This is a genomic window from Streptomyces yamdrokensis, assembly GCF_053890455.1.
Window position 1 is genome coordinate 149,305 of the sequence record NZ_CM132679.1, and the last position, 25,832, is coordinate 175,136.

The 25,832-nt window shown below is 70.0% G+C and carries 23 protein-coding genes and 2 pseudogenes; 10 read left to right on the forward strand and 15 right to left on the reverse strand.

The window, feature by feature from the left end; genetic code table 11:
* Nucleotides 1-169: 169 nt before the first annotated feature.
* Together ACWZEH_RS00705 and ACWZEH_RS00710 are read right to left on the reverse strand one after the other, a co-directional pair.
* Nucleotides 170-2,338 carry an MMPL family transporter gene (locus tag ACWZEH_RS00705; RefSeq protein ID WP_456195000.1) on the reverse strand — a complete coding sequence of 723 codons (2,169 nt, stop codon included), beginning with the start codon at nt 2,336-2,338 and terminating at the stop codon, nt 170-172.
* A gap of 26 nt (nt 2,339-2,364) precedes the next feature.
* A complete protein-coding gene (locus tag ACWZEH_RS00710) occupies nt 2,365-2,913 on the reverse strand; it encodes a TetR/AcrR family transcriptional regulator (RefSeq protein ID WP_456195001.1) in 549 nt (182 codons plus the stop codon).
* Nucleotides 2,914-3,199: 286 nt separating this feature from the next.
* Between ACWZEH_RS00710 and ACWZEH_RS00715 the strand changes: the two are divergent.
* Nucleotides 3,200-3,786, forward strand: a pseudogene (locus tag ACWZEH_RS00715) (transposase); the annotation flags it as partial.
* A gap of 69 nt (nt 3,787-3,855) precedes the next feature.
* Here ACWZEH_RS00715 and ACWZEH_RS00720 read toward each other — a convergent pair.
* Both ACWZEH_RS00720 and ACWZEH_RS00725 read right to left on the reverse strand, forming a co-directional pair.
* Nucleotides 3,856-4,554: a response regulator gene (locus ACWZEH_RS00720; protein WP_456195002.1), complete on the reverse strand. Its 699-nt coding sequence runs from the start codon at nt 4,552-4,554 to the stop codon at nt 3,856-3,858.
* The gene (locus tag ACWZEH_RS00725) at nt 4,551-5,600 is read right to left on the reverse strand and encodes a sensor histidine kinase (RefSeq protein WP_456199985.1); all 1,050 of its coding nucleotides are present in this window, start codon (nt 5,598-5,600) and stop codon (nt 4,551-4,553) included. Before ACWZEH_RS00725 ends, ACWZEH_RS00720 begins: the two co-directional genes overlap by 4 nt.
* Nucleotides 5,601-5,740: 140 nt before the next feature.
* Here ACWZEH_RS00725 and ACWZEH_RS00730 point away from each other — a divergent pair, with 140 nt between their 5' ends.
* The gene (locus tag ACWZEH_RS00730; protein WP_456195003.1) at nt 5,741-6,472 is read left to right on the forward strand and encodes an ABC transporter permease; all 732 of its coding nucleotides are present in this window, start codon (nt 5,741-5,743) and stop codon (nt 6,470-6,472) included.
* 340 nt (nt 6,473-6,812) lie between these two features.
* Here the strand turns inward: ACWZEH_RS00730 and ACWZEH_RS00735 are convergent, their stop codons facing one another.
* Both ACWZEH_RS00735 and ACWZEH_RS00740 read right to left on the reverse strand, forming a co-directional pair.
* On the reverse strand, nt 6,813-7,151 hold the full coding sequence (locus ACWZEH_RS00735; protein WP_456195004.1) for a MerR family transcriptional regulator: 339 nt from the start codon (nt 7,149-7,151) through the stop codon (nt 6,813-6,815).
* A gap of 907 nt (nt 7,152-8,058) precedes the next feature.
* Nucleotides 8,059-8,535, reverse strand: a complete 477-nt coding sequence (locus tag ACWZEH_RS00740) for an ATP-binding protein (RefSeq protein ID WP_456195005.1) — start codon at nt 8,533-8,535, stop codon at nt 8,059-8,061.
* A gap of 172 nt (nt 8,536-8,707) precedes the next feature.
* On the opposite strand from ACWZEH_RS00740, the gene ACWZEH_RS00745 reads away from it, so the two are divergent.
* Nucleotides 8,708-8,839, forward strand: coding sequence for a hypothetical protein (locus tag ACWZEH_RS00745; RefSeq protein ID WP_456195006.1), 132 nt, complete (start codon nt 8,708-8,710; stop codon nt 8,837-8,839).
* A 593-nt stretch (nt 8,840-9,432) separates the two neighbouring features.
* Here ACWZEH_RS00745 and ACWZEH_RS00750 read toward each other — a convergent pair.
* Together ACWZEH_RS00750 and ACWZEH_RS00755 are read right to left on the reverse strand one after the other, a co-directional pair.
* The gene (locus ACWZEH_RS00750) at nt 9,433-9,579 is read right to left on the reverse strand and encodes a hypothetical protein (protein WP_456195007.1); all 147 of its coding nucleotides are present in this window, start codon (nt 9,577-9,579) and stop codon (nt 9,433-9,435) included.
* 31 nt (nt 9,580-9,610) lie between these two features.
* Complete coding sequence (locus ACWZEH_RS00755; RefSeq protein ID WP_456195008.1) at nt 9,611-10,267, reverse strand: HAD family hydrolase; 657 nt, start codon at nt 10,265-10,267, stop codon at nt 9,611-9,613.
* Nucleotides 10,268-10,694: 427 nt separating this feature from the next.
* On the opposite strand from ACWZEH_RS00755, the gene ACWZEH_RS00760 reads away from it, so the two are divergent.
* Together ACWZEH_RS00760 and ACWZEH_RS00765 are read left to right on the forward strand one after the other, a co-directional pair.
* Complete coding sequence (locus ACWZEH_RS00760; RefSeq protein WP_456199987.1) at nt 10,695-11,666, forward strand: ABC transporter ATP-binding protein; 972 nt, start codon at nt 10,695-10,697, stop codon at nt 11,664-11,666.
* On the forward strand, nt 11,663-12,514 hold the full coding sequence (locus tag ACWZEH_RS00765) for an ABC transporter permease (protein WP_456195009.1): 852 nt from the start codon (nt 11,663-11,665) through the stop codon (nt 12,512-12,514). Before ACWZEH_RS00760 ends, ACWZEH_RS00765 begins: the two co-directional genes overlap by 4 nt.
* A gap of 530 nt (nt 12,515-13,044) precedes the next feature.
* Here ACWZEH_RS00765 and ACWZEH_RS00770 read toward each other — a convergent pair.
* The 7 genes from ACWZEH_RS00770 to ACWZEH_RS00800 all read right to left on the reverse strand — a co-directional run bounded on the left by ACWZEH_RS00770 (nt 13,045) and on the right by ACWZEH_RS00800 (nt 19,774).
* Nucleotides 13,045-13,545, reverse strand: coding sequence for an N-acetyltransferase (locus ACWZEH_RS00770; RefSeq protein WP_456195010.1), 501 nt, complete (start codon nt 13,543-13,545; stop codon nt 13,045-13,047).
* 139 nt (nt 13,546-13,684) lie between these two features.
* Nucleotides 13,685-14,641, reverse strand: a complete 957-nt coding sequence (locus tag ACWZEH_RS00775) for a phospholipase effector Tle1 domain-containing protein (protein ID WP_456195011.1) — start codon at nt 14,639-14,641, stop codon at nt 13,685-13,687.
* 225 nt (nt 14,642-14,866) lie between these two features.
* Nucleotides 14,867-15,526 carry an urease accessory protein UreD gene (locus ACWZEH_RS00780; protein ID WP_456195012.1) on the reverse strand — a complete coding sequence of 220 codons (660 nt, stop codon included), beginning with the start codon at nt 15,524-15,526 and terminating at the stop codon, nt 14,867-14,869.
* A gap of 158 nt (nt 15,527-15,684) precedes the next feature.
* Nucleotides 15,685-16,386, reverse strand: coding sequence for an urease accessory protein UreG (gene ureG / locus ACWZEH_RS00785; RefSeq protein ID WP_456195013.1), 702 nt, complete (start codon nt 16,384-16,386; stop codon nt 15,685-15,687).
* Nucleotides 16,387-16,420: 34 nt separating this feature from the next.
* The gene (locus ACWZEH_RS00790) at nt 16,421-17,095 is read right to left on the reverse strand and encodes an urease accessory protein UreF (protein ID WP_456195014.1); all 675 of its coding nucleotides are present in this window, start codon (nt 17,093-17,095) and stop codon (nt 16,421-16,423) included.
* Nucleotides 17,096-17,168: 73 nt separating this feature from the next.
* Entirely contained in the window at nt 17,169-19,040 is a 1,872-nt protein-coding gene (locus ACWZEH_RS00795) for an urease subunit alpha (protein WP_456199989.1), read from the reverse strand.
* A gap of 62 nt (nt 19,041-19,102) precedes the next feature.
* Nucleotides 19,103-19,774, reverse strand: coding sequence for an urease subunit gamma (locus ACWZEH_RS00800; protein WP_456195015.1), 672 nt, complete (start codon nt 19,772-19,774; stop codon nt 19,103-19,105).
* Nucleotides 19,775-20,428: 654 nt separating this feature from the next.
* Here ACWZEH_RS00800 and ACWZEH_RS00805 point away from each other — a divergent pair.
* The 5 genes and pseudogenes from ACWZEH_RS00805 (at nt 20,429) to ACWZEH_RS00825 (ending at nt 25,821) form a co-directional block, all read left to right on the forward strand.
* On the forward strand, nt 20,429-21,265 hold the full coding sequence (locus tag ACWZEH_RS00805; RefSeq protein ID WP_456195016.1) for a hypothetical protein: 837 nt from the start codon (nt 20,429-20,431) through the stop codon (nt 21,263-21,265).
* 86 nt (nt 21,266-21,351) lie between these two features.
* A complete protein-coding gene (locus tag ACWZEH_RS00810; protein WP_456199991.1) occupies nt 21,352-22,044 on the forward strand; it encodes a FadR/GntR family transcriptional regulator in 693 nt (230 codons plus the stop codon).
* A 169-nt stretch (nt 22,045-22,213) separates the two neighbouring features.
* Nucleotides 22,214-23,264 (forward strand): annotated as a pseudogene (locus ACWZEH_RS00815) (asparaginase).
* Nucleotides 23,265-23,319: 55 nt separating this feature from the next.
* Entirely contained in the window at nt 23,320-24,717 is a 1,398-nt protein-coding gene (gene aspA, locus ACWZEH_RS00820) for an aspartate ammonia-lyase (RefSeq protein WP_456195017.1), read from the forward strand.
* Between the two features lie 171 nt (nt 24,718-24,888).
* Nucleotides 24,889-25,821: a glutaminase gene (locus ACWZEH_RS00825; protein WP_456195018.1), complete on the forward strand. Its 933-nt coding sequence runs from the start codon at nt 24,889-24,891 to the stop codon at nt 25,819-25,821.
* The last annotated feature ends 11 nt before the right edge of the window (nt 25,822-25,832 follow it).

Below are 25,832 nucleotides of genomic sequence, written 5' to 3' on the forward strand. Positions count from 1 at the left end.
CGCGCCCGGCGGTCCGCCGCTTCGGGTGTGCTTGCACGGCGGCGTACGAGGCCGGGCCCGTCCCCCGAGGCGGTCAGAAAGGGTGAGGGAAGCGGGGGAACGGAGGAGGACGGGACCACTGTGCGGGTCCCGTCCTCCGGGGTGCGGTCCGGCCCGGCCGGCGCGCGGGTCAGACCGGGACGGGGGTCTCTTCGCGCGTCTCCGCGGCCAGCTGCCGGTTCAGCTTCTCGCCCTCGATGTCGAGGTCGGGCAGGACCTTGTCGACGGGCTTGGGCAGCCACCAGGCGGCACGGCCGAGCAGCGACATCACCGCCGGGACCAGAGCCATGCGGACGACGAAGGCGTCGATGACCACGCCGACGGCGAGGGCGAACCCGATGGACTTGATGATCGGATCGTCCATCAGGACGAAGCCTCCGAACACGGACGTCATGATGAGCGCGGCGGCCGTGACGACGCGGGTGTTGTGGCCCATTCCGCTGACCATGGCCGCCTGCGGGTCGGCGCCGTGGACGAAGTCCTCGCGCATGCGGGAGACGAGGAAGACCTCGTAGTCCATGGCGAGGCCGAACAGGATGCCGATGAGCAGGATCGGCAGGAAGCTCACCAGCGGGCCGGGGGTGTCGACGCCCACCAGGCCGGCGAGGTGGCCCTCCTGGAAGATGGCGACGGTGATGCCGAAGGTCGCGCCCACGGTGAGCAGGAAGCCCAGGGCTGCCTTCAGCGGTACCAGGACCGACCGGAAGACCAGCATGAGCAGCAGGATGGACAGGCCCACCACCAGGAGCAGATACACCGGCAGGGCGTCGGCGAGCTTCTCCGAGACGTCGATGCCCAGAGCGGTCGCGCCGGTGAGGGCGATGTCGGCGCCCTCGATGTCCGCGACCCGGTCGCGGATGTCGTGGACGGCGTCCTCGGTGGCGGCGGCGGTCGGGCCGGCCTCGGGAATGACGGTCAGCAGGGCGGTGGTGCCCTGCTCGTTCAGCTGCGGCGGGGCCACGGTCAGGACGCCGTCGGTGTCCTTGATGAGGGCGGTGGCCTTCTCTGCGGCCGCCCCGGTGGACTGCGCGTCCTCACCGTTGACGACGGCGATGAGACGGCCGTTGAAGCCCTCGCCGAAGCCCTCGGACGTCAGGTCGTACGCCTCGCGCGCGGGGGAGCCTTCGGCGGCGGTGCCCGCGTCCGGCAGGGCCATGCGCATGTCCTGGGCCGGGAGGGTGAGCGCGCCCAGCCCGAGGATGCCGACGACCAGGAGCGGGATGCGCAGCTTGGTGACGAGCCGGCCCCAGGTGAAGCCGAAGCCCTCGGCGACGGTGCCGTCCTCGGCGGTGTGCCCGCCCGCGTGGCGCTGCTTGCGCGGCAGGATCTTCTTGCCGGCGAAGGAGAGGAAGGCCGGCAGCAGGGTGAGGGCGACCAGCACGGCGACGGCGACGGTGCCCGCCGCGGCCAGGCCCATCACGCTCAGGAAGGGGATGCCGACGACGGAGAGGCCGGCCAGGGCGATGACCACGGTGGCACCGGCGAAGACGACGGCGGAGCCGGCGGTGCCGGTCGCACGGCCGGCGGCCTCCTCGGACTGGAGGCCCTCGGCGAGGTACTGGCGGTAGCGGGAGGTGATGAAGAGCGAGTAGTCGATGCCGACGGCCAGGCCCAGCATCAGCGCCAGGATGGGGGCGGTGGAGGTCAGTTCGATGACACCGGTCAGGGAGAAGAGGCCGGCCATGCCGACCGCGACGCCGATCAGCGCGTTCAGCAGGGTCATGCCGGCGGCGACCAGCGAGCCGAAGGTGACGACCAGGACCACCGCGGCGACCAGGACACCGAGCGCCTCGGTGGAGCCGATCTCCACCTCACCGCCCATGACCTCGCCACCGTGCTCGACCCGCAGGCCCCCGGCGTCGGCGCCGACGGCCTCGTAGGCCGACTTCTGCTCGTCGGTGACCTCGTCGACGGCCTTGTCGAACTGCACCTGGATGAGGGCGTAGCGGCCGTCCTGGGAGACGGAGCCGGCCTGGAACGGGTCCATGGCGGCGGTGACGCCGTCGGTCTCGGAGGCTTCCTTCACCAGGGGTGCCACCGCGGCGGGGTCCAGCTTCTCGCCCTCGGGCGCGGCGACGATGATGGTGCCGGTGGCTCCGCCGGCCTGCGGGAACTGCCGGTCGAGGTCGTCCAGCGCCCGCTGGGACTCGGTGCCCGGCATGGAGAACTTGTCGCTGGTCGGGCCCATCAGGGTGGCGGCTCCGACACCCAGCAGGGTCAGCAGGAGCAGCCAGACCGCGGCTATTCGGCCTCTTCTGCGGAAGGAGAACCGCCCGAGCCGGTACAGCAAGGTCGCCATGGAGGAGGAGTCTTTCCGTTAGGGGGTCAACTGGGAGTGTGGTCAAGCGTCCGCAGCGCGCTGCGGATCATCTCGGCGCGCAGCACCTCGTCCGGCGCCACCTCGTCATCGGTGGCACTGGTGATGAAGACGGCGCCCAGCACCATCCACGCCGCCACCCGGGCCGGTGCCTGCTGCGAGCGGCCGGCCAGCGCGTCCAGCAGCCCGTCCGCCAGCTCCATGACGTTGAGGTCCTGGTGGCAGGACATCTCGGCGATGTCCTCGAAGAGGAGCCGGATCTCGCGGCGGAACCGCAGCGTCAGTTCGACGTATCCGACGACGGTCTCCTCCACCAGCCGGCCGCCCTCCAGCCCGGCCACGCGGTCGAGCAGCGTGGCGAGGGCGTCCTGGGCCGGAGTCAGCAGCTCGGTGAGAATCTTTTCCTTGCCGGCGAAGTGGTAGAGGAGCGACGCCTTCGAGCAGCCCGCGTCGGAGGCGATGTCCTGCAACGAGGTGCCGCGGAAGCCGTGCACGGCGAACAGTCGCAGTGCCGACTTCAGGATCTGACCGCGCATGGCGGAGGCGGAACGTGCCATGCCCCAACCATAATTGTCCGATCGGTCAGAACTGACCGATCGGACAGCGCGCCGCTGTGGCTTGCATCACTCTTCCTGCCCGGGGACTGCACGGGGCGCACGCGGCCGACTTCGTCGGCTCGCGCACGGAAAGCGCCGGTCCTCGGGGAGTGCGGTGCTGCGGGGCATCTCGCCGCACCGCAGCACCCGCAGGCCGGTGTCGCCGTCGGCAACGCCTGGCGCGCGGCCGTCCTCGTGCACACCGTCATCCGGCTGCGCCCGCTCCCGGCCCGCACCTTCGGCCCGCAACCGCACCGAGACGTTCGAGCTGTCCACCGACCCGTGCTTCGTGGACGAGGCGCACGACGTCGCCGGCCTCTGCCTGGGTCCGCCCGAGCGGGCGCCGGTGTTCTGTGCGGACGAGAAGTCGCAGATCCAGGCCCTGGACCGCTCCCAGCCGGTGCTGCCGATGGATGCCCGGCGTCCCGCAGCGCATGACCCACGACTACGTGCGGGCCGGCACCACGACGCCGTTCGCCGCACTGGAGGTGGCCACGGGCAAGGTGACCGGCTCCCTTCCGCCTGCACTTCACGCCCACCGGCCCGTCCTGGCTCAACCTGGTCGAGCGGTGGTTCGCCGAGCTGACGAACAAGCAGATACGGCGAGACGTCCACGAATCCGTCCAGACCCCGGAGAAGGACATCCGCACCCGGATCGCCGCATGGAACACCGACCCCAAACCCTACGTCTGGACGAAAACCGCGGACGAGATCCTCGAACGCCCCACCGGCTGTCTGAACAGAATTCCCGACCCGGAAGGCTGGACATCACGCTGCCGGCAGTGCCTGATCCCCGCACCGCGGCGAACGCGACATCGGGTGACCGTTGTTTGACGGTTCGGAGGCGTGAACCACCGGGACGGGTGCAGGCTTCGGCTGCTGATCCCAGGTCTCGGCTTCGGTCTACGTCTGCTCGGTGGACTGCTGGGCCGCCTCGTGTGCGCCGACACTGACCAGCCCTGTCTCGTAGGCGACGATGACGGCCTGGACACGGTCGCGGAGGCCGAGCTTGGCGAGGATGCGGGCGACGTGCGTCTTGACGGTCGCCTCGGCCAGGTGGAGGCGGGTGGCGAGTTCGGCGTTGCTCAGTCCTCGGGCCAGCAGGCCGAGGACCTCCAGTTCGCGCGGGGTGAGCGAGGCGAGATCGCGGTGGAGGGCGGCGGTGTCGCCGCCGCGCTGGGTGAACCGCTGCACGAGGCGGCGGGTGACGGCGGGCGCGAGGAGAGCGTCGCCGGTACGGACCGTGCGGACGGCCGCGGTCAGATGCTCGGGGGTGACGTCCTTGAGGAGGAACCCGCTGGCCCCGGCGGACAGTGCCGCGTAGACGTATCGGTCGAGGTCGAAGGTGGTCAGGATGATGGCGCGGGGTTCGTCGGGGGCACCGGTGAGGATACGGCGGGTGGCCTCCAGGCCGTCCATCTCGGGCATCCGGACGTCCATCAGGACCACGTCGGGACATGTGCGGCGGACCGCTTCGACCGCTTCGGTTCCGTTGGTCGCCTCGGCGACGACATCGATGCCGTCGGCGCCGAGGATCAACCGGAATCCGGTGCGGACCAGGGTCTGGTCGTCGGCGAGGAGCACACGCAGCGGCTCGGTCACGGTGTCTCCAAGGGGATCAGGGCCTCCACACGGTAGCCGCCGCTCAGGTGCCGGCCGGTGTTCAGGGTTCCGTCGTAGACGGCGAGTCGCTCGCGCAGGCCGATCAGGCCCCGGCCGCTTCCGGCGGCCTCGCCCGGGTGTCCACCACTGTCGGTGACTTCCACCCGGAGCCGTTCCGGGCCGTATTCGACGGTCACGGCGGCGCTGGCGCCACACGCGTGCTTCACGGTGTTGGTCAGGGCTTCCTGGACCACGCGGTAGGCGGCGAGTTCGAGGCCGGGCGGGAGGGGGCGGGGCGGGCCGGTCACGGTCAGGTCGACTGGCAGTCCGGTGTCCCGGACCCGTCCGACCAGCGTTTTCAGCTGGTTCAGGCCGGGTTGCGGGGCCAGCTCCGCCGCCGTCTCGGCCAGGTCCGCGCCTCCGTCCGTCCCCCCGCCCTCGTCGGCCATGGTGAGCAGTCCCATGACGTGACGCAGCTCGGTCATGGCAGCCCGCCCGCCCGCCTCGACGGCGAGCAGCGCCTCGCCGGCCTGCTCGGGGGAGGTTCTCATGATCTTGCGGGCGGCGCCCGCCTGGATGATCATCACGCTGACGTTGTGCGTGACGACGTCGTGCAGTTCGCGGGCGATCCTGGCCCGCTCGTGCTCGACGGCCCGGCGCAGCGCCTCGGCCTGCTCGCGTTCCAGGGCGGAGAGCCGGGTGCGGCCCTCGTCGGTTCGGAGTTTCCAGGTACGCAGGCCGACGGCGGCCACGGCCATCGGGGCCAGGATCAGCAGGGCGATGTACTCGTTGGGGACGATCGGTGTCACCGAGTTCCCCGAGGTGCCGACCAGGACGACCGACACCGGCAGCGCCGCCAGGGTCGCCACCCGGTACGGGCTGTACACGGCGGCGCTGTAGACGGCGATGACGAACGCGTAGAAGGTCAGCCGCAGGACGCTCTGCGGTGTCGCCAGTGTCGCGGCCGTCACGACGCACAGCACGGCGAGCGGATAGCGGCGGCGCAGCGCCAGAGCACCCGAGGCGATGACCGCGAGGGTCACCATGAGGGCCAGGCCGCCGGGACCGGACGGGCGCGGCACTCCGGCCTGACCGGCACCATCGACGTGATCGCCTTCACCGGCGACGCTTCCTGGGGCGGCTACACAATGGTCTCGGGCCGCTGGATCGACCGGCCCGCGAGGCCGTGGTCCCGACCCCCTTCCTGGCCTCCACCGGCACCCGCATCGGCGACACCGTCACGCTGAACGGCCTGGCCGAGCCGGTCACGGTCCGGATCGTCGGCGAGGTCCTCGACCCCCGGAAGGACGGCATGCAGGTCTTCACCGACACCTCGACCCTCACGGCCGCACATCCCGACCCGACGGAGACGAGCCATCACATCGCGGTCACGTCAGGCACCGACGTGACCGGCCACGTCGACGCGCTGAACAGTGACCTGGTACCGCTGGGGGTCACCGCTCGGGCCGGCGGGCTCGACGCCGGCAGCGACATGGTCGTCACGCTCAACGCGCTGTCCGCGATCCTCACGCTGATACTCGTCGCCGTCGCCGCGCTCGGCGTGCTGAACGGCGTGCTGCTCGACACCCACGAGCGCGTCCGGGAGATCGGTGTCCACAAGGCGCTCGGCATGCCCCCCCGGCAGACCGCCGCGATGGTCCTCACCCCGGTCGTCGTGACCGGACTGGTCGCGGGCGCTCTGGGCGTGCCGCTCGGCGTAGCCCCGCACGGCTGGGTCATCCCCGCGATGGGCGACAGCGTGGGGCTCCGCCTTCCCGGGTCCGTCATCGCCGTCCATCACGGGGCCGAACTGCTCCCGCTCGCGCTCGGCGGCCTGCTCATCGCCACCCTGGGCGCGCTCCTGCCTGCCGGCTGGGCCGCCAGGGCCCGAACTGCCACGGCCCTGCGCACCGAATAGGAGGTCAGGCTCAGAGCCCGTGCCTCCGGCCCCACCGCAAGAAGTCGCGGGGGCCGGTTGGCTGGTTCCCTTTGACCGGGGCAAAACGCGGGAGTTCCGGAGCTCTTTCAGCTCCGGGGCCAGACTTCGAAGTCGGCTGCACAGATGACTGGAGTCGGGTGCACTGGACACGGCCTCCGCTCCCGAACCGCCAGCCCTCGCTAGCTGCTCAGAGGCCGGTGCCGGGCCGGATGCCGGCAGCCCAATTGCACTACGCCGACCACAGCGGATGCGTGCAGGCCGCTCGAAGTGACGGAGTCCGGCAACTGTACCGCTGCGTACCCCGGGGCTGCCGACTGCGTCAGGCGGCGGGGTCGACCTGGGCTGCCGACGCGGTCTTGCGGTGTGCGGTGTTCAGGCGCTGGGCTTCTTCGAGCTGGTCTTCGAGAATGATGATCCGGCACGCCGCTTCGACGGGGGTCCCCCGGTCGACAAGTGCGCGGGCGCGAGCGGCGATGCGCAGCTGGTAGCGGGAGTAGCGGCGGTGTCCGCCCTCGGACCTGAGCGGTGTGATCAGTCGCGCTTCGCCGATGGCGCGGAGGAAGCCGGGAGACGCGCCGATCATTTCGGCGGCCCGGCCCATGGTGTAGGCGGGGTAGTCGTCGTCATCGAGACGGCTCAGTGATGCGTCTGCTGTCATTTCACCTCTCTGGAATGCGTTGAGGGGCCCTGGTGCCGTACGGCACCAGGGCCCGAAGGGACTGCAACATCATCTGCCGGCCCCAGTGCTGCGCCGGCCTTCTGTTCCGCACAGCCGCCGAATGTACCGACGGGGATGCGGGGATCGCGGATGCGTGACCGGAGACCACCTACCTATCGATGTCCTGCGGTACCCGGGTTCATGTTGTCCGCCCGGGCGATCCTGATGTCGCCGACTCCTCCGTTCTTCCCTCTGCATCAATCACTTGCGATTCTGCGAACTGCTGGTGGCCTCACGCAGCGCCACTCCCCGGCAGTCTGCCGAAACGGCAGACTGCCGCTTCCCGACTGCGGTATTGCTCGTGGCGGCCCCTGATCACCGCGGGCCGCCCGGTCCGGTCGTCAGTCCCGTCACCGTCCTGCAACAACCTTGGCTTCGGAACTCCACCACCGCACCGTCATGCGGGTACTGCTGCCCGACAGTTCATGTCTGCCGGGCCTCACTCATCTCGGCTACGAGAGAAACCATAGCCACACGATCCCTCAATGTCTACTCCGGCAAGTATAGATTTTATACCCTCTCCGATGAGTCGATTCTTCACTCGACCCGCCTGGTGATGTCGGGGCAGACCGCAGTACAGGGCCAGGGCGGCCTGGGCCGAGAACGCAGGCGATGCGGGCGTCGGCATCCGGCGTGGCGGGTCATGGTGCGTTCGACGGTCCAGCGCGACCTTCGGGCCGTTGGGGGTCTGCGCCCCTGCGAGTGCGGCCTGCCCGGTGGTCAAGTGGCTTTTCGCACCGTACGTGCCCGGTTCACCGTATGTGCCCGGTTCACCGGACGAGCCTTTCGCCGCATACACACCCCTGCGGGCCGGCACAGGGTGCTCGAGCAACGGACCGTTCGGCGGTTACCGCGGAGCTTGTCCGAGGGCGGTGCGATCCGGATCGGGCTGCAAGGTGATGCAGGCGGTGATCCGCTTACCGACCGGCTCGGGCTGCATGGTGAGGTGGGCGACGGCCTTGACGATCTCCAGGCCGTGTTGTCCGACTCGCTGCGGGTCAGCGGCCCTCGCGGCCGGCAGCACCGGGTGGGTGTCCCACACCGCTACCTCCACCGCTGCATCGGTGAGGCGCAGCCGCAGCCGGATGGGACCGGGCGCGTATTTGCAGGCGTTGGTGACCAACTCGCTCACCACCAGCTGCGTCAGATCGATCGCCCGGGCCGGAACGGTCAATTCGTGATCGGCCTGGGCCTGGGTGAGGAAGCCGACGGCCAGATGCCGGGCCTCTGCAAGGCAGGAACCGCCACCATCCAGAGCGAGGGCCGTTTCTATCGCGCCGGCGTCCTGGCCGTTGCGGCACTCGCCCTGGTCCTCTGCGTCCATCTGCCCCGTCATCCTTACCCCGTTCACTGCCGCCGTCTACCCCAGCGGGTACCACCCAGGTCGCTCATACACCTGTGGCAGGGCCATCCGGGTGCACCATCCGTACCATGCGAGGGCAGCCTTCCCCGCGGAAGCGCTGGTCGGAGCACCACCGAGCGCTGTTGAGGGAAGTGTGACAGAGACGTACGAGCCCAGGGACGGCACCCGGTCCTCGGTCGACCGCACCTCCATCAGCGACGTCCGCATCCTCACCGTCCGCGGCGAAATCGACCACACCACCTCCCCCAGCTCCGTGCGGCCCTGACGCCGGATGCCGATGACACGTCGCTGCGGGCTGTACTCGGCCTCGGTGCCGTCGCCTTCATGGACTCCAGCGCTACCAACGCCCTCGTCACCGCCCACCAGGCTGCCCGGAGCACCGGGGCCGGCTGCGCCTGGACGCCCCCGCCGGAACCGATTTTCGGGTTCTTCGGCTCGTGGGGCTGGATACCGTCATCTCCTGCTGCCCTCTCCCCCCCCCCACCGGATCCCCCGCCTGACGTCACCGCCGCGCTGACGCAGCACAGGCGCGGCGGTCCCGGCCGACGCGCAACCGGCTGGGCGGGTTCCCGATCCCCGGCAGCCCGCGCCGCCTCTCCCGCCCGCCCCTTCCTCCTTCACTCCGGCCGGGAACATGGGCGAAAACGGCCGCGACGGGGATGCCAGCGGGCCGACCACGGCGAAACGGCATGGTGACCTGTGCTGACACGAGGGCGGGCCGTGAGGTCGCGCAACAGATGGCACAGCTCTTGTCGTAACCCGACTCCGGGCAGCTTCACGCGGCCCGGGCTGCTCCCTGGGCGCGGACCGGCTGCCGCGGCTCGGTACGCGCCGTCGGCACCGAGGGGCGGCCCTCCCCTACGGGTGCCACCACAGGCGTACAGACAGCCGCAGCAGCAGCCGGCGCAGGGAGGTGGCGCCATGGCAGTGGGGCGCGGCGAGCACGTCGTGGGTGGCGTTCCAGGCGTGCGCCCCCGTCGTGCCGCATCCCGTCATACGAGTCATGTTCCTGTGGGTGTCCCGCGGTGATCGTTCCTCACGCCAGCGGGCTGTCGGCCAGGGACGCGAACAGCTGGGCGGGATCGTCGTAGATCTCACGCGCGCCCGCCTCCTCCAGGTCGGCACGCGGGATCCCGCCACACAGCACGCCGACGCAGTGCACCCCGGCCCTGCTGCCCGCCTCCATGTCCCACACGGTGTCACCGACGAACACCGCGCGCTCGGCGGGCACCCCCGCCAGCTCCAGGGCGTGTTCGACGGGCTCGGCGGCCGGTTTGCCCTGCTCCACGTCGTCGGCGCTGGCCGTGGCCTTGATCGCGTCGTCCGCGTCGATCGCCCGGCGCAGCGCGGACAGCTCCGCGCCCCCGGCGGAGGTGGCGAGCACCACCGTCCAGCCGTCCCGGTCGAGGCGACGCAGCAGCCGGCCGGCGTCCCGCAACGCGGGCAGCCGGTCGAAGTACTGCCCGTAGAGGGTTTTGTGGGCGGCGCTCAGCTCCTCGTCCAGATCCTTGTCCCGGCCGTCCCCGAGCAGGTGGGCGACGAGGTCGTCGGAGCCGAGCCCGACAGCCCGGTGGATCGCGTGCATCGGTACCTGGTGGCCCGCCTGCCGGAACGCCTCCCACCAGGTGGTCACGTGGAGGTGGTTGGTGTCGACGAGGGTTCCGTCGACGTCGAACAAGGCAGCCCGTTCCATGCGCCGGTCCCTTCCTCTCTGTCGTCATGTGCCGCGGACATATGTCGTCCCGTGTCGCGGACGTCCACGTCGGTACGGGTTCCACGTCAGAGGCTTGTCACTCCGGCCGGAATGCGACGTGGCACGGCGGCCAGGAGACGGCTGCTCACCGTCGGTGCGCGCACTCCGTCCAAAGGCCCGCGTCCCGGGCATCACCCGTGAGGCCCTGCGATCAGAACTCTGACCGGGAATGTTCGCCGGGTCGGTGGAGCAGCATGAGATACCTGAACCGTTCGGTAATGTGTTCGTCCGGGGAGGGGCCGAACGGCTGCTGCCAGGCGGCAACAGCCGTCACAAGCCGTAGACACGTCCCATGACCACGGACGTCGGCACGGCCTTCGGCCCCTGGCCCCAGGGGCCGGACCACGAGACGGACGGGGGACACCGAATGGCGACCGCCCACGCCTTGTCCGGGGCTGGGAGCAGCCCACTGCCCAAGAGCGACACGGTCATCGACGTACGGGATCTGCGGATGCGCTACCGCAGCCAGGATGTACTGAAGGGGGTCGGCTTCACCGCACGGCGAGGCGAGGTCGTCGTGCTGCTCGGTCCGAACGGCGCGGGCAAGACGACCACGATCGAGGTCTTGGAAGGCTTCCGGATGCGCTCGGCCGGTGACGTGACCGTCCTCGGCACCGATCCGGCTCGCGGGGACGAGCGGTGGCGTGCGCGCCTGGGCATCGTGTTGCAGTCCTGGCGCGACCACGGCAAGTGGCGGGTGCGGGAGCTACTGGCCCACCTCGGCTCGTACTACGCGCCGTACTCCACCCCCCTCGTTCGGCGGCCGTGGGACATCGACGAGCTCATCGCGGCCGTGGGGCTGACCGAGCAGGCGGACAAACGGGTCGGAGCCCTGTCCGGCGGGCAGCGCAGGCGTTTCGACGTGGCCGTCGGCATCGTGGGCAGACCCGAGCTGCTGTTCCTGGACGAGCCGACGGCAGGTCTGGACCCGGAGGCCAGGAACGAGTTCCACGGCCTGGTACGCGGGCTGGCGGACGAGAACACCACCGTTCTGCTGACCACGCACGACCTCGCCGAGGCGGAGAGGCTCGCCGACCGGATCCTCATTCTGGCCGGTGGCCGGATCGTGGCCGATGGCGCGGCGGAGGAGCTGTCCCGGCAGGCATCGGCCGAGGCCACCGTGCGCTGGACGCGAAACGGGCGGCCCTTCGAGGAGGCGACGGCCGAGCCCACCCGGTTCGTCCGTCGACTGTTCGAGGAGCACGGCGAGGCGATCGGCGGGCTGGAGGTGCGCCGGGCGAGCCTGGAAGACACCTATCTGACGATGGTGCGGGAGCTGGAGGCGGGGAGTGTCCCCGGCGAGCGGGCGGCACACGCTTTCGGGGAGGAAACGCGATGAGCCCGGCATGGTACGCGGCGGGAATAGGGGTGCGGCGCGGCTGGACGGAACTCCGGCAGACATTCACCACCGGCCAGGACGTGTTCGGGTACGTACTCTGGACGGTCCTGCTCATCGTGCCGCTGTTCCTGGTCAGGGACGACCCGCTGAAGGGCGCCGGCATCTCGGCCGGCGCGTTCATGTTGCCGAGCATGGTGGGGATGACGCTTGCGTTCACCGGGATGATGACCACGGCGCAGTTGCTCGCGACCGAGCGCGAGGACGGCACGCTGCTGCGGGCCAAGGCCGTGCCTCACGGCATGGTCGGCCATCTGGTCGGCAAGATCGTCATGGTGTCGGGGACGGCTCTCGTCTCCATGGCACTCCCTTTCGTCGTTGGTGTTTTCCTGGTGGACGGGGTCGCCCGGCAGGGCGGTGGAGCGTTGCTGACGCTGGTGTGGGTGGTGCCGTTGGGTCTCCTGGCGACCCTGCCGCTGGGCGCCGTCATCGGCTCACTCGTCGACAGTCCGCGCACCATCGGTTTGCTGATGCTTCCGGTGATGGGACTCGTCGTGGTCTCCGGGATCTACTTCCCCCTGTCGAAGCTGCCCGAGTGGCTGCAGACCGTGGGGCAGATCTTCCCCGTGTACTGGCTCGGCCTCGGCCTCCGGGCCGCGTTGCTGCCGGCCGAAGCGGTCGCCGCCGAGATCGGCGACTCCTGGCGGCACCTGGAGACAGCGGGTGTGTTGGGTGCCTGGGCGGTCGCCGGGCTGCTCCTCGCGCCGTCCGTCCTGCGCAGGATGGCCCGCCGCGAGTCCGGGGCCGCGATGGCGGAACGGCACCGGAAGGCGATGCAGCGGGTCGGTTAGTGAGGTGCCGGGGGTGTCGGCCGGTTCCCGGTCGGGCCGCTCCGCCTTCCTGATCGGGTTGATCGAACCATTCGCAGGGTTGGATCGCCCAGGGGTGCTGGGTGTGGCTGTCAGGCCACTGCCGTCTCGTGGCCCACCACGCTTCGCCGCCCGGCACCCCACGACGACTCGGCCGCCGAGGCCGCGACGCTCGGAGACGCGGAAAGGGGACGGGCTGCGCCGAGCGTGGTCGCCAGGACGCGAACCTCGAGCATGGGAGCTGCGCGGCCGACGCCGACGTGCGTGAGCGAAGGCCCGACAACAAGTCGGCCAATTGACGAGGAGTACGAGGTCGCTTACGAGTGGCCGGCGGGAACGTCGACTCCATCGGCTTCAAGGCGGGTGGCGGGGAGACGGCCGATCCGAACCCGAGACGGGGCCGGGACATGGCGGTTGATGCGCCAAGGCGGGCAAGGAGGCCGACGGACGTGGGCCAGCGCTTCGGCCGGCGGCACCGACGGCGACGTCTCGGCGCCCGCCGGATGTCCTGCTCACGGATGATCCGGCAACTTCATCCACTCGTCCCAGGTCACGTCCCGGCCGATGAAGCGCGGCCGCTCGAAGGGCCAGTCCTCGGCGATCCAGCGCGGCACGAACGTGTCCAGCGCCCGCTCGAGCGCACCGCCCACCTCGTCGTCCACCACCCACCATGAAATCTCGGCGTCGGCCCCCTGCTTCTCCGGCGGGTCGATGTAGACGCATCCGCGCAGAGCAGTGCGGTCCACGCTCTCGATCGTGTAGTTGAACGATTCGTGGGCCTCGATCTCCGCGGCGTGCCGCTGCAGATCGGTGAGGTTCGCCTCGTACGACATCGTGGCCGGCGGCCAGCCCCACGCGGGGCCGAAGACCGACCACAGCCGCTCCCGCGAACCCATCACCGCCGGGTAGTCCAGCGGCGCGTCCGCACTGCTGATCGGGCGCAGCCGGTGGCCTCCGCCGTCGGGTATGTCGACGTGGAGGGGATGGACGAAGTCATGCGGCAGCCAGGTCATGGGCGCGAGCCAACCACGCCGAAGATCGCTGCGCAAAGGGATATGCGCCGCTGCCCTGGTACGGCCGACAACCGTTCCGCATACGACCCGAGCGCCATGGCGCCTGCCGGGCCAGACCACCCTGGTCCGGGCCGCGGCGTCACGTGGCGCGGTCGAGTCCGTCGTGCGCGTCGGCCGCCGCTCCCGTACCAGACGCAGCCGGTGGCATGGGCGGCAGGCCCGCGGAGAGGCCCGGCAGCAGGACGGGCTCCAGCCTGACCCGCTCCTGCCTGGCCAGATAGCGCTCCAGCTCCGGCGGCCGGTAGCTTGTGTTCCGGTCGTAGCGCTCCTTGGCAGGCACCGCCAGGAACTCGTTGCCGTCGGGCTCGCCGCCGCCGTTCACCGCCTCTCCGAGCGGCCGGTGCAGCGGCTTGGCCAGTCGGTACATGCCCGCCCGTGAGACGTGGAGAACTCCCGAACCGTCCGGCCGTACGCGGAAGTCGATGCTTTCCCGAGGCTGCATCACCCGTGGCCCGTCCGTGCTCAGCGCATCGGCGTCGAACTCCAGACCGTGTCTGCGGGCTTGGTCGACCATCCACAGCAGGGCGATGTCGGACAGTCCCGTCTCCTTGTAGCCGCCACCGACATCGCAGTGAACCCCGGCGAACCACACCTGCTTCAGCTCCTGGCCCTGCGCGGCGGAGCCGGGGTTCTGATGCCACAGCGTTGGCCGGAACGCTGAGCGCTGCTCATCGGCGGCCAGTGCGTGGAAGGCCGCCTTGATCCAGCTGCTCAATTCGGTGTTGTGGAACGCCCAGCGGTGATTGAACCGGTTCCCCGCCGGCTGCAGCCATGTTGTGTCCGGAACCGGGATACCCAGGGCGCCGACCGTGTCCCACACCCCGATGAATCCGATCTCCGTCTCGCGCGCGTACGAGCGGCGGAACAACGTGGCGGCCGCGCCGTTCGGTCGCTCGATCCGGTCGCGGTACAGGGCCCAGGCCTCCAGGATCCGGTCGGCGTGGTACCGGCGCAGGATTCCGCTGTTGCGTACCAGCCCCGCGAGGCTGCGGGCGGTGAAGGCACCGCGGCTGAAGCCGATTACGGGCGGAGCCATAGGCGGATCACTGCTGCGGTGACCATGCCGTGGAAGACGTGCAGGCCCGTTTGGTGCCCCTACGGGACGGCGTTCGTAGGGGGATCCGTCCATGGCGGGCTGCTCACCGACTTGCGTGCGCAACCTGGCGGTTCGCCGCTGTGCCCCGGCCAGGTCGCGGAAGTCCGCCCACGCGGGGACCCGGCCGGCGCCTGCACCGCGGCCGGTCCGAGGCGGGCCGCCGTTCTACGGGGCTGTGCCTGTGGCGGCAGGGTTGCGGGAGGCGGTCTGCGCTGTGTCGAGGAGGTGGCGCAGGCGGAGGCCGTCCGGGGCAATGGCGGTGACCAGGGTGGCCGGTCCGACAAGGGGTGTCAGTACTGCCTGGCCGTCTTGCGAAGGGCCGGCGAAATGTCTCACCTTTGAGGGCTTGCTCTGGTAAGCGGGATCGACGGTGAGGATTTGCCCGATCGCTCGGTGGTGGGCGAGTACGGCTGGGCCGTCCCAGGCCGGTGTGCCTGGACCGTAGTTGGCTTCCTGGTTGAGCAGGGTGCGTCCACCGTGTCGGACGATGAGGCGTGTTGTGACCTGACCTGGTGGTTCTCCTGTGCGTCCAAGGATCTGCTCTTCGCGCAGGACGAGTCGCGCTGTGGGGGCGAGGTGGACGGTCCAGGTCTGCCGTAGATTGCTGCCGGCGGTGCTGATCAGGGGTTTCGGCAGCCAGTGGAGTTCTGCGTGTTCTTCCACGGTCAGTTGCACGTCATAGGTGGCGTGTTCGGCCGTGCATCCTTGCAACGCGAGGGTCGCGGCGGCGGAGGTGACGTGCAGAACCGCGCCCGGTCGCGCGATGGCTTCGATGCGCAGCCGGTCGCCGCCGAGAGGGGCGCTCATGGCGCCGACGACGCACACACGTGCCTCGGTTCCTCGTGAACGCAGGCGCCGTAGTTCGAAGGGGCCGTCACCCTCGAGGACCGGCAGACCGGTGGTGGTGCCGCTGGTGGCTGCCGTGATGCGTGCGGTCGCCTGTACGCCTGTGGCTGCCGGCACGGCGGGCCGGGTCGCAAGGGTCATGCCGGACCTGCCGTCCATGCTGTGAGGAGTGGGCGAATCCAGTCGGCCACCGGCTCCACGCCGCCTTCGCTTCTGAGGGAGGTGAAGGCGACCGGAAGCTCACCGCGCTGCGTCTTGGCATCGCGGGCCATGCTCTCCAGGTCGGAGCCCACGTACGGTGCGAGGTCGGTCTTGTTGACGACGAGGAGATCGGCGGTGGTCACTCCGGGGCCGCCCTTGCGCGGAATGTCGTCGCCGCCCGCCACGTCGATGACAAAGATCTGCGCGTCGACGAGACCCTTGGAGAACGTCGCGGTGAGATTGTCGCCGCCGGACTCCAACAGGACCAGGTCGAGGGGATCGATCTCGTTCTCCAGGTCTTCGAGGGCCTCCAGGTTGGCGGAGATGTCGTCGCGGATGGCGGTGTGCGGGCAGGCACCGGTTTCGACGGCTCTGATGCGCTCGGGTGGCAGGACGGCTTCGCGCAGCAGAAAGTCGGCGTCCTCGCGGGTATAGATGTCGTTGGTGACCACGGCGATGGAAAGCTGGTCCCGTAGGGTCCGGCACAGGGCGGCGACGGTGGCGGTCTTCCCCGATCCGACCGGCCCGCCCAGACCGATCCGCAGGGCGCGCCGTGTGCCGTTGGGGCGTCGCGGTTCGGCGGCGCTGTAGGTGTGCCGGTGGGGGAATTTCTCGTCGAGGTCATGGCCGAGGTGCATGCGGTTTCCTGCGTGGGTCTCGTGGGTGCAGTGGTCAGGAGGCGAACAGGCGTACAGGCCAGTCGGCGTGCTGCTGCGCGGTGATGTCGAGCAGCGGTGCGGAGGCGGCGGGCAGCACGTCGAGCCCGTGCTCGGGGATGTGCCGGGCCGCGGCGGCGGCTGCGGCGGCGGCGCGGTCGAGGTCGTCGGACAAGTGGGCGAGGACAGCGGTGGCGTCGAACGGGTCCAGGCTCAGCAGCCGGACGGTCGCCGTGGCCGGCCCGCTGATCGTTTCGTAGGCCGCTGCATAGGCGGCGTCCAGCGGGGTCAGGCCTGCCGACCGGACGGCCAGGCCCAGGACCACCGGCTGGTGTGCACCGTGCGGCCGGTGCGTGGCCAGGTGGTCGAGTTCGGCCGACGGCCAGGTGGCGCGGGCGGCCCGCATCATCTGCCGGCCGAGTTTGCGTGCGGTGTTCCGCAGGGCCTGCACTGGCGTGCGGGCGTCGGCGGCGTCGTCGAGTTTCAGCGGATCGTGCCCGGCGGCGGCTGCGGCGGCCAGTGCCGCTGTGACCAGGCCCGTGGTGTGCAGCCGTCCCCGGCAGAAGTTCTCCAGCGAGGCTGCGTCCTTGATGAGGCCTGCGGTCACGGACGCTTCGGCCCCGCCGGAGTGCGCGTGGCCTCCGGCGGGGAACCGACCGTCGGCCAGGACGAACAGCGCGGCGCGCTTCATCTGGTGCGGGTCACCTTTCGTTCCAGCTCTTCGCAGTTCGCCTTGCACGTCGCCGGCATGCTTCTTGGAAGTCTCAGAAGAGGAAGTAACGCTGTGCCATCGGCAGTTCGGAAGCGTAGGCGCGGTCGACGATCCGGTCGTCGACGAAGGTCGTCACGTCCGTGACCTTCGCGCCCCCGATGACGACTTCGTAGGTGTCGGGGTCGATCGTGACGTCGGGGGTGGCGTCGTTTTCCCTCATGTGCTTTTTGAAGACGCCGCGCGTGCTGGTGATGGCCCTGAACTGTTTGTTCAGCTTGTGCTTCTTGGCCAGGCCGTTCTTGACGGCCCGCTCGGTGACGAAGTTGAAGGAGACGGAGCCGGGGGCCTGGCCCGTCGCTCCCCACATGGGGCGGGGCAGGACCGGCTGCGGAGTGGGGATGGAGGCGTTGGCGTCGCCCACCTGCGCGTAGGCGATCTGTCCGCCCTTGATGACGGTGTGTGGTTTGACTCCGAAGAACTTCGGTTCCCACAGCACCAAGTCGGCCAGCTTGCCGGTCTCCACCGACCCGACGACGGCGTCGATGCCCTGGGCGATGGCCGGGTTGATCGTGTACTTCGCCACGTACCGGCGAGCACGCCGGTTGTCGGCCGGCAGCGGATCATCCTCCGGGGTCGTGTTCTTGGTCTTCCTGTCCTGCGGCAGGTCCTCCTGCAGGAAGCCGCGGCGTACCTTCATGACGTGCGCGGTCTGCCAGGTGCGCATGATCATTTCACCGATGCGGCCCATGGCCTGGGCGTCCGAGGACATGATGGAGATGGCGCCCAGATCGTGCAGGGTGTCCTCGGCTGCCATCGTGGAGGGCCGGATCCGGGAGTCCGCGAAGGCCAGGTCCTCCTCGACCTTCGGGTTGAGGTGATGGCAGACCATCACCATGTCGAAGTGCTCCTTGACCGTGTTGACGGTCAGCGGCCGGGTGGGGTTGGTGGAGGCGGGAAGGACGTTCGGCTCACTCACCATCTTGATCATGTCCGGGGCATGTCCGCCGCCGGCGCCCTCGACGTGGAAGACATGGATGGAGCAGCCGCCGATGGCGTCGATGGTGTCCTTGACGAAGCCTGCCTCGTTCAGGGAGTCGGCATGCAGTGCGAGCTGCACACCGGTCTTCTCGCAGACCTGAAGGCACTTTCCGATGACGGCCGGGGTGGCACCCCAGTCTTCGTGGATCTTGAAGCCGATGACGCCTGCGTCCACCTGGTCGTACATGGACTTCTCGGACATGGTGGCGCCCTTGCCCAGCAGTCCGATGTTGACCGGGAAGGCGTCCAGCGCTTCGAAGGTGCGGGCGATGTGCCAGGAACCGGGGGTCACGGTGGTGGCCGTGCTGCCCTCTGCGGGTCCCGTCCCGCCACCGATGAGCGTGGTGACACCTGCGGCCAGTGCCTCTTTGACCTGATCGGGGCAGATGAAGTGGACGTGCGTGTCAATGCCCCCGGCGGTGAGAATCCTGCCCTTGCCCGCGATGACCTCGGTGTCCGGGCCGATGGCGAAGTCGGTGGGCTTGGGGCCGGTGTCGTTGTGAGGACCGGCTTCCTCGTGCAGGGGATCCATCGTCTCCGGGTTGTACGCCTTGCCGAGGGCGACGATGTCGCCGTCCCGGATGGCGACATCGGCTTTGACGATGCCCCAGTGGTCCAGCACGACAGCGCCGGTGATGACCGTGTCGGGCGGCTCGACGGCGGGGTCGCCGGCGGACTCACTACTTCTGCCCGGGTCGCGCGGCGCGACGGACTGTCCCATCGACTCACGGATCACCTTGCCGCCGCCGAACACCATCTCGTTGCCGCTGCGTCCGGGGCCGCCCGACCAGTCGTCCTCGATCCTGATCTGCAGCGCCGTGTCGGCAAGCCGGATCCGGTCGCGGGTCGTCGGGCCGAACCGGTCCGCGTACGCGGGGCGGGACAGCGGATCAGAAGGCTTCGGAGGCTGCTGGCAGCAGGAACAGTCGGGGCACTCGGTCCTGGAGGTCACACCCGCTCCTTGTCGTCGAACGAACCCTGCGTGTTGTCGAGCGAGCCTTCGATCTTTTCGGGTAGACCCTTCGTCCTGCCGCGCAGACCGTGGACCACGCGCTCACCCTCGATGGGGACGAGTTCGACCTCTTCGGAGATGCCGGGCTCGAACCGTACGGAACTGCCGGCCGGGACGTGCAGACGCTTGCCCCACGCCCTTTTACGGTCGAACTCCAGCCCGGCGTTGGCCTCGGCGAAGTGGTAGTGCGAACCGACCTGGACAGGACGGTCGGTCGGGTTCTTGACCGTCAGCTCCGTGACCTCGCGCTCTTCGTTGAAGACCACTACCTGGTCCTCCCGGCGCGTGGAATAGTCCACCTTTCCCGGACAGACGGTCCCCATCTCGCCGTCGGCCGCCTCCGGGAAGGGGTCGTGGAGGGTGACCAGCTTCGTGCCGTCGGGGAACGTGGCCTCCACCTGTACGTTCTCGATCATCTCGGGGACACCGTCCATGACCTCCTCCCGTGACAGCACCTTCCGCCCGGACGACATGAGCTCAGCAACGGTCCTTCCGTCCCGGGCCCCCTCGAGGACGTGCACGATCAACAGCGCCATCGACTCGGGGTAATTCAGCCGCACCCCCCGGGCCCGCCGCTTCTCGGCTACATCCGCCGCCACGTGAATCATCAAGCGTTCTTGTTCATGTGGAGTCAGGTGCACAGTGCTCTTCCCCCGCGTTTCGCTCCTGCCCAGAACGTCCGCCCTGGGCCTGCTTACCGGCACCGGTCGTGCCCGTTTCAGCGGTCCGGGCGAAGCCCTGGGACTTGTCACCCCATTCCACTGACGCACTACCGCGGTCCGTCCTCGGCCGTTCGGCCCCGGCCCGTCGCCCAGCATCATGGTCACGCCGACCCGGCAGAGAGCAACGCACTCCACCCAGTAACACCCAAATTAGTGAAAACCTGACCTTGCACTCTCACTCGCTCATTGGCGGCCGACGGAACGCGCAGCAGCCCCACGCGGTTCACATCGCGGCCGACGAGATCCGCCGGGCTTCGCGGCGGCCGGGTCCGCGGGAGTGAGTGATCCGGTCGTCGCTCGCGGCGCCCCGGAAACCGTCGCTCTCTGCCGTGGGACAGGCGGGGCCTCCGGCGCCCAGGCCACGGGCCGAGGTACGCCCATGCCGAGACCTGGGCCTTCGCACAGGATCGCCGGTGGCTCCGAGGGCGAACGTTCTCATCGGTTGCGCCGTGACGGAGCCGCCAGATGTGGGCGAATCGCGCTGTCGCGGCAAGGCCGGTGGCCCCGTCGGCAGCCCGGTGGCGGCTCAGGGCGATCACCATGTCGCCGGCCTCGAGGACCTCGCCGGACACCCGCGTCGCCGTACTGGAAGCGGAACCGCAGCCGCACGTTGCCGTACCGTTCGGGTCCGCGCCACAGCTGTCGGCGGTGCTGGGCCGACTCGTGGCCCTGAGGAACCGGCGGTTGCCGGGGCAGAGCGAACATGCCGCCGGCCTGGCGGTGGGCGCCTGGTGCGTCGCAGGACTCGACGAGAAGGCGCTGACGCAGTCGCGCGGCGCGGCGCCGCTGCACGACCTCGGCCGCGTGGTCGTTCCGGTCGGCGTCCGGAACAGAGCGGGAGGTCCCACGGTGGCCGAGACGGAACAGTTCCATATGCCTATGTACTGGACCCATCGGATCTCCAGCGAGTGCCGACGCCGGCCACACTCGCACCGATCGTGCCGGCTCACCACGAACGCGCCGACGGCGGCGGGTGCCACCGCGGTGATCCGGGGCGCGAACTACCGCTGCCGACATGCTCACCGCGCTTACCGGGTCACCTGCACACCGCCCGGCGTACCTCTCGCGGATGCCGCGAGGCTGCTTGCCCGCGACGCCGATGAAGGCGTCGCGGGCAAGTGGGCATGTGCTCTGGTCCTCGAGAGGCGGCGGGTGTCGAAGCACCGCGGCAGCCACCGTCGAACGGGCCCGCAGGCCGGGGAGGTACAGGTCTTCCGGGACGCGTATGCCTCGATCGTCCGGCTGCCGAAGTTCGCGGCCAAGCACTCCTTCAGCGCGTTCGTGTTCTACCGGATCGCGGTCGGGCTGCCGTTCGGGCGACCGGACGCCGGGGCGCTCCGGCCGTCCGGGGAGCGGGGGCCGACTGCCCCTTCTTGACAGCCGTCTCCCATTCCCTCAGGATCGCTTCCGTGAACCTGTCAGACAGCCAGACAGGTGGCTCGGTGCCGCGGCGCGTCAGCGCGATGGAAGCGGTGCTCGGTCATCTGCGGAGTGCCATCGAGCGCGGTGACTACGCCGTGGGGGACAAACTGCCCTCCGAGGCGGAGCTCTGCCGCCGTCTCGAAGTCAGCCGGCCCGTACTGCGGGAGGCTCTTCGGGCCCTGCAGACGATGGGGCTGACCGTCTCCCGGACGGGCAAGGGCACGTTCGTCGTCTCGAGCGGTCCGGTCGAGGACCCCACCTTCGGCGACTACGCGGCCAGCGACCTGCTGGAGGTCCGGCGTCACGTCGAGATCCCCGTCGCGGGCTACGCCGCCGCGCGCCGCACGCCCGAAGACCTCGACCGGCTGGCCCACCTCCTCGACCGGATGGAACGGGAGACCGACACCACCGCGTGGGTGGCCATGGACACGCTCTTCCACCTCGCCGTCGCGCAGTCCGCCCAGAACCCGGTCTTCCGCCGGGTGATCGAGGAGATCCGGGACGCGCTGGCCCGGCAGTCGGCGTTCCTCAACGAACTCGGCGGCCGCCGCGAGCAGTCCAACCGTGAGCACCGCGCCATCGTCGAGGCGCTCATCGACGGCAGCGAGCGCGACGCGACCGAGGCCATGGCCCACCACCTCGACCGCGTCGAGACGACCCTCACCGCGATCGTGCGCCCCGAACGCACCGACGGCGCGGACACCCCCACGGACGGTGGAGGACCCCGGGCGTGAGCGAGCGGTCCCTCGAAGAGCAGATACGCCGTGCTGGTCCTGATGTACGCCGACGGCGGAGCGGGGCGTACGACAGCGCCGTGCCTGCCGCTGGTCGCGGCAGGCCTGATCACCGGTTGGTACGGCGTACGCGGCCGGGTCGCGGCCGTACGGAAGCCCGAGGCGGGGCATGATCACCAACACGCATACCGCGTACAACGGTTCACTCGCCGAGGCACCCTCCGTCCGAGAACCGCTGCACGCGCCCGCCGCCCGTCTCATACGCGGCGATGTCATCGAAGGCATCCACTACGGTTCGGTCGTCGTGCTCGCCGCGGGCGGGAGTGTGGAGCTGCAGATCGGTGGCATGGAGGCGGCCTTCCACCCGCGCTCGGCGCTCAAGCCCGTGCAGGCCGTGGCGCTGTTGCGGGCCGGGCTGCCGCTCGACGGAGACCTGCTCGCGCTGACCGCCGCCAGCCACTCCGGCGAGGAACGGCATCTCGCCGGCACCCGGCGGATCCTGGAGCTCGCCGCGCTCTCCGAGAACGATCTGCGCAACGTCACGGACCTGCCGTTCGACCCGGTCGTCCGCGAGGACTGGATCCGTGCGGGCCGACTGCCGTCGAGGCTCGCGCAGAACTGCTCGGGCAAACACGCCGCGATGCTCTACACAGCACGACTCAACGGCTGGACGCTCGACGACTACCTCGACCCCGCGCACCCTCTCCAGCAGGCGATCGCGGAGACCGTCGAGGACCTGACCGGTCAGACCATCGCCCAGGTCACGGTCGACGGCTGCGGCGCTCCACTCTTCTCCGTCCCGCTGCACGGACTCGCACGCGCCGCCGCCGGGATCACTACGGCCCCGCCCTGCACCCCCGAAGCCCGGGTGGCCGACGCGATGCGCGAGCACGCCGAAATGGTGTCGGGCTCCGGCCGCGATGTCGCCGCGCCGATGCGGGCCGTGCCGGGACTCCTCGTCAGGGACTGTTTCGAAGGGGTCCAGATCGCGGCGCTCCCGGACGGCCGAACCGTCGCCGTGAAGATCGCGGACGGCGGGGACCGGGCGCGTACCGGTGACCGCGGCGGCGCTCGCACGCTGTGGCGTCGGCCCGGCCGCACTCGCCGAGTTCGCCGGTGCGCCGCTGTTCGGGGGCGGTGCGGTGGTCGGAAGCATCCGCCCGGCGCGGGCGCTCGAGCCTCTGACGACGCCTCCGTCGCCCTGCGGAACGCACGCCTGATTCACTGCCTCCGCCTCCCCCGACCCACCCGTTCAGAAGGAAGACCCGCACCGGCATGACCGTCCGCAGTGAGCACGACCTCCTCGGCCACCGAGACGTCCCCGCCGAGGCGTACTGGGGTATCCACTCCCTGCGCGCCAAGGAGAACTTCCCCATCACGGGAACGCCGATCTCCTCGTACCCGCACCTGATCGACGCGCTCGCCGCCGTCAAGGAAGCCGCCGCCCGCGCCAACGAGGAACTCGGCCTGCTGGAGCCCCGCAAGGCGGCGGCCGTCGTCGAGGCCTGCCGCGAGATCCGTGCCGGGAAGCTGCACGACCAGTTCGTCGTCGACGTCATCCAGGGCGGGGCCGGGACCTCGACGAACATGAACGCCAACGAGGTCGTCGCGAACCGGGCGTTGGAGTTGCTCGGCCACTCGAAGGGCGCGTACGAGTTCCTGCACCCGAACGAGGACGTCAACCTCGGGCAGTCGACCAACGACGTCTACCCGACCGCAGTCAAGGTCGCCACGGTCTTCGCGGTACACGGCCTGCTCAAGGCGATGTCCGTGCTGCAGGACGCCTTCGCGGCCAAGGCGCTGGAGTTCCGCGACGTGCTGAAGATGGGGCGTACGCAACTGCAGGACGCCGTGCCGATGACGCTCGGGCAGGAGTTCTCGACGTACGCGGTGATGCTGGGCGAGGACCGCAGCCGGCTCGCCGAGGCCGTCGAACTGATCCACGAGATCAACCTGGGCGCGACGGCGATCGGTACCGGGCTCAACGCACCCACCGGATACGCCGAGGCCGCACGCCGCCACCTCGCGGACATCACAGGTCTCCCGCTGGTCACAGCCGCCGATCTCGTCGAAGCCACCCAGGACTGCGGGGCTTTCGTCCAGATGTCCGGCGTGCTGAAGCGCATCGCGGTGAAGCTCTCCAAGAGCTGCAACGACCTGCGCCTCCTGTCCTCCGGGCCGCGGGCGGGCCTGAACGAGATCAACCTGCCGCCGGTGCAGGCCGGTTCGAGCATCATGCCGGGCAAGGTGAACCCGGTGGTCCCCGAGGTCGTCAACCAGGTCGCCTTCGAGGTGATCGGCAACGACGTCACGATCACCATGGCGGCGGAGGCCGGCCAGCTCCAGCTGAACGCCTTCGAGCCGATCATCCTGCACTCCCTCTCCGAGAGCATCACGCACCTGCGCGCCGCCTGCCTGACGCTCGCCGAGCGGTGCGTCGCCGGGATCACGGCCAACACGGACGTGCTGCGCGCGGCCGTCGAGAACTCCATCGGCCTCGTCACCGCGCTCAACCCCCACATCGGCTACTCGGCGGCCACCGACATCGCCAAGGAAGCCCTCGCCACGGGGCGCGGCGTCGCCGAACTCGTCCTGGAAAGGGGCTTGCTGCCGGCCGACAGGCTGGCCGCGTTGCTCCGTCCGGAGGTTTTGGCGGGGTCCCAGACCGGCTGAGCACGGGCGGGTGCGGGCCGGTGGGGGCTTGTCGCGCAGCTCCCCGCGCACCCGGGAGAACGGGGTGGCTCCAGCCGGTTCGTACGCTGCGACCAGCCACGAACCACCCGCGTCCCCGCCCACCCAGCTCAGCTCCACCCCATGACGCACCCCGGAGGATCCGGCGGCACAATGGCGATCATGACCTCGTCCCACACTTTCCAGCCACTTCTGCACCGCATCGCCGCCGAGATCGAGAGCACGTCCGAACGTGGTCGGCCCGCCGACTACATCCCGGCGCTCGCGGCATGCGACCCGCACCGGTTCGGCATGGCCGTCGCGGAGCTGGACGGCACGGTGTACGGAGTCGGGGACTGGCGGCAGCCGTTCTCCACGCAGTCCATCTCCAAGGTCTTCACCCTCGCCCTCGACCTGGCCCGCGAAGGGAACACGCTGTGGGAACACGTCGGCCGCGAGCCCTCCGGCAACCCCTTCAACTCGCTGGTGCAGCTGGAGTACGAGAACGGCATCCCGCGCAATCCGTTCATCAACGCCGGCGCACTCGTCGTCACCGACCGCCTCCACACCCAGACCGGTGACGCGGCGGGCACCCTCCTGGAGTTCCTGCGCGCGGAGAGCGACAACGCGGAGCTCGCCATCGACAAAGACGTCGCCGCCTCCGAGTCCGCCCATGGCGACCGCAACGCCGCGCTCGGCCACTTCATGGCGTCGTACGGGAACATCGGGAACCCGGTCCCGGTCCTCCTCGACCAGTACTTCCGCCAGTGCTCCATCGAGGCATCCTGCGCCGACCTCGCCCTGGCCACCGGCTTCCTCGCCCGGCACGGCATCCGCGCCGACGGCACCCGTCTGCTGACCCGGAGTCAGGCCAAACAGGTCAACGCGATCATGCTCACCTGTGGAACGTACGACGCCGCGGGCGACTTCGCCTACCGCGTGGGCCTGCCCGGCAAGAGCGGCGTCGGCGGCGGCATCATCGCCGTCGTCCCCGGCCACTGCACGCTCTGCGTATGGGGGCCCGGCCTGGACGAGCGGGGCAACTCGGTGTCGGGAGTGGCGGCCCTGGACCGCTTCGCGACGCTCACGGGGCTGTCGGTGTTCTAGTGCCGCAGAAG